The organism is Okeania sp. SIO2B9, assembly GCF_010672505.1.
In the GTDB taxonomy this organism is placed as follows: Bacteria; Cyanobacteriota; Cyanobacteriia; order Cyanobacteriales; family Microcoleaceae; genus Okeania; species Okeania hirsuta.
Genome location: NZ_JAAHGK010000197.1, coordinates 1 through 7,805 on the forward strand (window position 1 = coordinate 1; position 7,805 = coordinate 7,805).

The following is a 7,805-nucleotide window of genomic DNA, read 5'->3' on the forward strand; positions in this document are numbered from 1 at the left end:
TTTTTTATCATTTTCTTTGTGGGTTTAATACCCCACCGTCTACACGGTGTTCAAAATTACTTGGGGTGAGAATCCCCATGTAATTTTCCTCCTGTCTCCTGTCTCCTGTCTCCTGTCTCCTTCTTCAATCCCCCTTCCGGAGCTGTTGCCTGTTGCCTCTCTTGGTGCGCATTCCCTTGCGACTGGCGTCGTCGCGGGGTCGCACCGCTGTTGCCTGTTGCCTGCGCACAGCGCTATACAAAGTATTTCCGTAATTGCGACCGACAGGAAAGCAATCTCAAATCCTAATTTTTCGTACCTTATATCATGTTCCCCCTCCGGGGGAGCTACGCTAACGCTTGAATACTTATAAATGACTGTTGTGAGTCCTCAGGAGTCAACCCACCCCTCGCCCCTCCCCCTCCCAGGAGGGGAAGGACCGAGTCAGGAGGAAATATTGGAGAAAAAGAACAAATATTCGTATTGGGGGTATTGATAATTTAAGTATTTGTTTGGTACTGTCGATACCCGGATCCCTTAAATTTTATTATAACTGATTATCCGCAATTCGTAGCTCCCCCGGAGGGGGAACATGATATTATGCGTAATATCAAATCCGGTTGAACACTTATTATATAGTTGGGGGAGTAGGGGAGTAGGGGAGATTGAAGGCTTTAAGTATAGTTATAAACATATACTATATAACCGGATTCTATATAAGTCCTGTTTTACACGAACAATACTAACGGACATGATATTACTGATACATCGATTAATATTCAAGTGAATTAAATACTGTATCATGTCCGGATAATTAGGGTTTGCTGATGGAAGTCTTTTGTTCAACAATTAATAATTAATAATTAATTATTACCTATCCTTGAAAAGAATAGGATTGACTAATCATGAAAATTTTTCTTTATTATCCCCTTAAAAGGGGAGGCGCATACCCACAATTTTTCGGTAAGAGGAGGAGTCAGGAGTCAGGATGACCGAGTCAGGAGAAATGGGAATTATAGAGGAGATAGTAGCAAGAATCGTCCCTTAATTTTTCTGCCCAACTCTTGACCAAAATCCGCTCATTTTTGAACCATTACCACCTAAAACCTCGCACTTTTTGATACTTAAAAAGGCTAAAACCTTTATCTGTAAATACTTTTAGATTTAATCAGCAAGCCCTAATTAGCGATCAAAAAAACTTTCTCCTTTTCCTCCTCTTCTTTCTTCCTTCTTTCTTTCCTCCTGGCTCAGTCCTCCTGACTCGGTCTTCCTAAATAATTAAGATTAATATCATACACGCGCTTCACCAACGCCGATTTTTTGCTCAGTTAAGCTACAATAATATAATACCAAAAATAAAGATGATTGGGATATCAAGAAAAACTGCTTATGAATGCTCAAGCTACAGTTACAAATAAAGCATTATTAAATGGTAAAGGATTACCTCCTTTTGAATCGATTAAACCAGAAGATGTAGTCCCTACAATGACAGAACTTCTAACAGAATTAGAGCAAGAATTAACAAACTTAGAAGCCACAGTTAAACCTACTTGGAATGACCTAGTAGAACCCATACAAAAATTAGTAGACCGTTTAAGTTGGAGTTGGGGAATAGTAGGGCATTTAATGGGAGTAAAAAATAGCCCTGAACTAAGAAAAGCTTATGATGAAATACAACCAAAAATAGTAGAATTTTCTAATAAACTCAGCCAAAGCAAACCTCTTTATCAAGCCTTCAAAAAATTACACAATAGTGATAGTTGGCAAAATCTAGATTCAGGACAAAAACGCATAGTTGAAGCTGCTATCAGAGATGCAGAACTTTCTGGAGTAGGTTTAGAAGGGGAACAGCGAGAACGTTTCAACACCATTCAACTAGAATTAGCAGAACTTTCTACAAAGTTTTCCAATAACGTCCTTGATGCCACAAAAGCTTTTAGTCTCACATTGACAAACAAAGAAGAAGTCGATGGTTTACCTCCCAGTTTATTAAGTTTGGCAGCTCAAGGTGCCAGAGATGCTGGAGCAGAAAATGCAACTCCAGAAAGCGGACCATGGCGCATCACTCTCGACTATCCCAGTTTTGCGCCCTTCATGCAGCACAGCAAACGACGGGAGTTACGAGAACAACTGTATAAAGCTTTTATTAGTCGTGCTTCTAGTGGGGAGTTAAACAACTATCCTTTAATTCAACGTATTTTAGAGCTACGTCAACAAAAAACTCAAATTTTAGGCTTTAATAGTTATGCAGAACTGAGTCTCGCTAGTAAAATGGCGCCTGGTGTTGAAGCAGTGGAAAAATTATTAGAAGAGCTACGCAGTGTGAGTTATGATGCTGCAGTTACAGACTTAGAAGAATTGAAAAAATTTGCTGCCAGTAAAAATGCCCTAGAGGCAAATGACCTAAAACATTGGGATACCAGTTTTTGGGCGGAAAGACTGCGGGAAGAAAAGTTTGCTTTTACTGCCGAAGAGTTACGACCATATTTCCCACTACCCCAAGTTCTTGATGGTTTATTTGCTTTAGTCAAACGGATATTTGGTATTAATATTACTGCTGCTGATGGGGAAGCACCAGTCTGGCATCAAGATGTGCGTTATTTCCAAGTTAGTGATGAGAAAAATACACCCATCGCTTACTTCTATCTTGATGCTTATAGTCGCCCGGCAGAAAAACGGGGTGGTGCATGGATGAATGAATGTATTGCTCGCGCAAAGCTTATGGAAAATGGTCAAACTACTTTGCGTTTGCCAGTAGCTTATTTGCAATGCAACCAAACACCTCCTGTAGATGGTAAACCTAGTTTGATGACTTTTCGTGAGGTAGAAACTCTTTTCCATGAGTTCGGACACGGTTTACAACATATGTTGACAACGGTTGACTATGCAGGAGCTGCTGGTATTAATAATGTAGAGTGGGATGCGGTGGAGTTACCCAGTCAGTTTATGGAAAACTGGTGTTACGACCGCGCCACATTATTTGGAATGGCAAAACATTATCAAACAGGGGAAACTCTGCCAGAACATTATTATCAGAAACTTTTGGCTGCCAGAAATTATATGAGTGGCAGTGGGATGTTACGTCAGTTGCACTTTGCGCTAGTTGATATTGAGCTACATCATCGTTATCAACCAGGTGCTGAGGAAACAGTGATGGATGTGCGTAACCGCATCGCTAAAACTACTACTGTGTTAGCTCCATTGCCAGAAGATTCATTTTTATGTGCTTTTGCACATATTTTTGCTGGCGGTTATGCTGCTGGTTATTATAGTTATAAGTGGGCAGAAGTATTGAGTGCTGACGCTTTTGCTGCCTTTGAAGAAGCTGGTTTAGAAGATGAAGTAGCGATCGCCACTTGTGGTAAACGTTTTCGAGATACAGTATTAGCATTAGGTGGTAGTTTGCATCCGATGGAGGTGTTTAAAACTTTCCGAGGTCGGGAACCTAATACTGAACCTTTGTTGAGACATAGTGGTTTGATAGCTACTGTGTAAACTAATAGAAATCTCCTCCACGCATAGGCAGCTTTGCTGTAGGCAGTAGAGGGAAAGAATTTTTCTGTACGAATGTTTGTTACGAGGCACAGTAGTGGGAGCATCTTGCTCCCGTGCCTGTATTCCTTTTTGGGCATTGCTGAGAGGCCGGATGAATATTATAGAGGGAGTAGGCAGCTTTGCTGTAGGCAGTAGGGAACCCACCCCTCGCCCCTCCCCCTCCTGGGAGGGGAAATAATTGATAATTTATGTGTGAGAATTGATTTGATTTGGGATTTTTACCAGATGTCTAATAGACATCTCCTCCACACATAGGCAGCTTTGCTGTAGGCAGTAGAGGGAAAGAATTTTTCTGTCCAAGGAGTGAAAATATCAGGAACGGGAAAATATCAGGAACGGGCAAGATGCCAATTCCACAAAACTATTAAAATCATCCCACATTTATGCAACGCCAACTTTATTATCAGTATTATCAGTAATTATCGGTCGTTATATAGAGTCAGGATGTATTATAACTTATGTTAGAAGTACAACTCTTGGTCAAGGAATTGACTTGAGTAACTGTCAACCATTTAATTATAAAAATATATTATTTGTTCATAATGGCTATATTGATAAATTCAGATTTACTCTTTATAAATAAATAAGCGATCGCCTCAAATAAATTCCTTATTTATTGATTAAAGGCAATACAGATTCAGAGCATATTTTTGTATTGTCTTGCAGCAACTAGCAGTTTGATATTTTGCATAATCTAATATCAGGAATATTGATATATTTAATCCTAAGGTGTTGGTAATTTGAGGTATGATATCATGTCCGGATAAGAGCGCGATAGAAGTCCATGACCTTTACGCGACCAAAAAACTTTATCCTTCTACTCCTGTTTCTTCTTCTTTCTTTCCTACTAACTCGGTCTTTCCACTCCTGGGAGGGGTTAGGGGTGTTCAACAATTAATAATTAATTATTAATTATTACCTCTCCTTGAAAAGAAGAGGATTGACTCAAAGGAAAAATTTTTTCTTTTTTCCCCTGAAAAGGGGAGGCGCATACCCACAATTTCTCGGTAAGTAATTAAGATTAATATCATACACGCGCTTTACCAACGCCAATCCTAATTTTGCTAGTTTCAAGAACAACCTATATCGACTTTACGAATTAATATCAATTTCATTATTTTTTTTTGATATAGTTAACCATTTAATGATAGAAAGTTTTTGATTTTATCAGCTTAAAGTAGGCCATTATTATCGTTGAAATATTGGACTTTATAACAAATTGGCCTGACCTGAATCCTTACCAAAAATTTAGCAATAATCCTTAATAAAATTTAACTCTATGGATAATTTCATCAGTGGTAAAATGTATTATTAAGAAATGTTTAGCTTGTGCATCAAAAAACTTATACTGTAAGCATTCAGCTGTCAGCCATCAGCTATCAGCTATTGCTTTTAGTTGACGATCAAAGCTTTATTAATTGTCTTACTACAAAAGTTGGCTCCCTTGCTCTTAAAGTCTATATTAATTTAAGCACTGTCTTTAAGGAGAGAGTCTTGTTGCTGATAGCTGACAACTAATAGCTGTTTGCGCAGCATTCCGGAGGAAATGCTTACCTTATACTTGTTTATAGACAGAAGCCAAAAAATATCTGGATTGTATATTTTTAAAGACAATCAGAGAATGATTAGTGTCGCTAGAAATTGCCGATTAATTAATAAATAAGGAGCATTATAATGTCTGAAGTCGCTACTAAAAACCTCACCTTTTGGGATACTACCGACTATAAGTATCCAGGGTTTGGCCAAACAGCGCAAATCTCTGATGGTCTCGGAGGTACAATAGGTATAACCTACAATCAAATAGACTATAATGACCGTGGTTGGAAAGGAAAGCCAAATGGAGATACCCCCATTACAGAAGACCGCCTCCTATCTGGGGAAATAGAGAATAAATTTAGCTTAACAGGTAAAGTAAAAGGTATCACTGTTACTATGCCTCAAATCAGGACTATAGGACGTGAAAATAATTATTCTGTTACTCTAGATTTTAGTAACTACAAAGCTTCTCTAACTGGCTCAAAAGCAACTGATGGCGCTACCTGTGGTGACACATATTTGGCCATATCAAGATTTTTCAACGGTACTGCAGCTGGATATACAACCATAAAAGTCACAGCAACAACTCTAGATGGTAGTCCACTAAATTTAACTGACTGGAAATTATTCAACAGTGGCACTCTTGGCCAAGGAAATAATGCTCGTGTATTCCTAGATGCAGCGACTCAAACTATCTCTGGTAAAAACTCTCAAGGTAAACAAGAGTTTTGCCCAACTCCACCCAACCCAGGTACTTCTTTTGGCACAGATACGGGTCTAGGTTTGTTTCAGTTACCGAGCGACCAACGTTATACATCTATTACCCTTACTTTTAAACAAAAAAAGATTAAAGGTGTAATACCTAATGATTTACATGATATTTATGTTGCTAGCAATACTACCTCTACAAGTCCAATTAGCAAAATGCCTGAAACTAAACCTATGGATATAAGTAGTGGTTTACAACTGCATCTGCCATTGAATGAAATAGTGGAAAATGCTGCTAAGGAAAAAGAAGTAGTTGATATTTCGGGAGGAAAACTCAATGGCAAAGTTCATGGTGCAACAATTGTTGCCGACTCAAACTTTGGTAACTGTTTAAGTTTTGATGGGGTAGATGATTATATCCAAATGCCGGAAATGAATATTGACTATTCAAAGGGTATTACTGTAGAAGTTTGGGTGTATTATAACAGTTTCAAGTACCAATCAAGAGTTATTGATTTCGCTAACGGTCCTGGTAAAAACAATATCATTTTTGGGAATCATACTACAACAAATGATGGATTATTAGTTGTGTTTGTTGGTTCGACCAGAAAAGCTATTGAGGTAAAAGGGATACTCGAAGCAAGTAAGTGGCTTCATCTAACAGCAACAATTGATGAGTCAGGAAATGCCAAGGTTTATAAGAATGGTCAAGAAGTAGGGGGAGGGTTGGTAGCTGTCCCCAATAGTGTTAATCGAACCAAAAACTATATCGGCGTAAGTAATTGGTCAGGAACAGGATATTTTCACGGAAAAATGACAAACCTGCGGATTTATGACCGAGTATTATCACCAGAAGAAATTAACGAATGTATGAAAGTGGATGGAACTCCTCCACCTATGGATATAAATAGTGGTTTACAACTGCATCTGCCATTGAATGAAATAGTGGAAAATGCTGCTAAGGAAAAAGAAGTTGTTGATATTTCAGCAGGAAAGCTCAATGGAAAAGTTTATGGTGCAACAGTTGTAGCTGAACCACGCTTTGGCAATTGTTTAAACTTTAATGGGAATCATGATTATGTGATCATTAATCCCATGCCCAACTTTCCCTCGGAAGCAATGACAGTATTATGTTGGGTTAGATCGAACAACCAACAGAAAGAAGGTACAGTTATCTCATACGCAAAATCTTCCGCACAGAGGTATAACGAGTTTCAAATATACAACATTAAAAATATCACACCCACTGTTAATAACAAGTGGTATAGTACGGGAGTTGCTTTCAACGATGGTGAATGGCATTGTGTAGCAATTACTTGGCAAAGTAGCGATGGACAATTTAAAGTGTACAAAGACGGAAAAGAAGTACACTCTAAAGTCATTAGTCAAGGAAATCCAATTGCCACTGGAGGAGCACTGGTATTAGGGCAAGAGCAAGATAAGCTGGGAGGAGGATTTGCTGCTAACCAAGCTTTTCAGGGGCAAATGGCTCATTTGCGGATGTATAACCGAGTATTATCTCCAGAAGACATCAATGAATGTATGAAAGAAGATGGAACTCCTCCACCTATAGATATTAACCGTGGTTTACAATTCCATCTGCCACTGAATGAAATTGTCGAAAATGCAGCTAAAGAAAAAGAAGTTGTTGATGTTTCAGCAGCAAAGCTAAACGGCAAAGTCAATGGAAAACCAATAATTGTAGCAGACTCCAAGCTTGGCAATTGTCTAAGTTTTGACGGTGTGGATGATTATATCCAAATGCCAGCAATGAATATTGACTATTCACAAGGTTTGACTGTAGAAGCTTGGATACACTATAACAGCTTTAAGCATTGGTCAAGAATTATTGACTTTGGCAATGGTACTCCAAATAACAACATTGTGTTTGCTAACGAAACCACAACAAGCAATCTATGTTTCGATAGTTTTAAAGGAACAACTTCCAACAGGGTACAAGCAAATGGAAAGCTAGAGTTGAGCAAATGGCTACATTTGGCAGTAACAGTTGATGGTTCGGGGAAGAC

General features: G+C 38.6%; 3 protein-coding genes. All 3 read left to right on the forward strand.

What is annotated here, in order from left to right; genetic code table 11:
• The first annotated feature begins 1,368 nt into the window (after positions 1–1,368).
• Complete coding sequence (locus tag F6K13_RS09505; protein ID WP_124144262.1) at positions 1,369–3,474, forward strand: M3 family metallopeptidase; 2,106 nt, start codon at positions 1,369–1,371, stop codon at positions 3,472–3,474.
• Positions 3,475–3,550: 76 nt separating this feature from the next.
• Positions 3,551–3,712 (forward strand): hypothetical protein, encoded by a 162-nt coding sequence (locus tag F6K13_RS09510; RefSeq protein ID WP_287287279.1) that lies wholly within the window; start codon positions 3,551–3,553, stop codon positions 3,710–3,712.
• A 1,496-nt stretch (positions 3,713–5,208) separates the two neighbouring features.
• Positions 5,209–7,805 (forward strand): LamG domain-containing protein (locus F6K13_RS09515; RefSeq protein WP_287287280.1); only part of this gene is annotated, 2,597 nt, incomplete at its 3' end.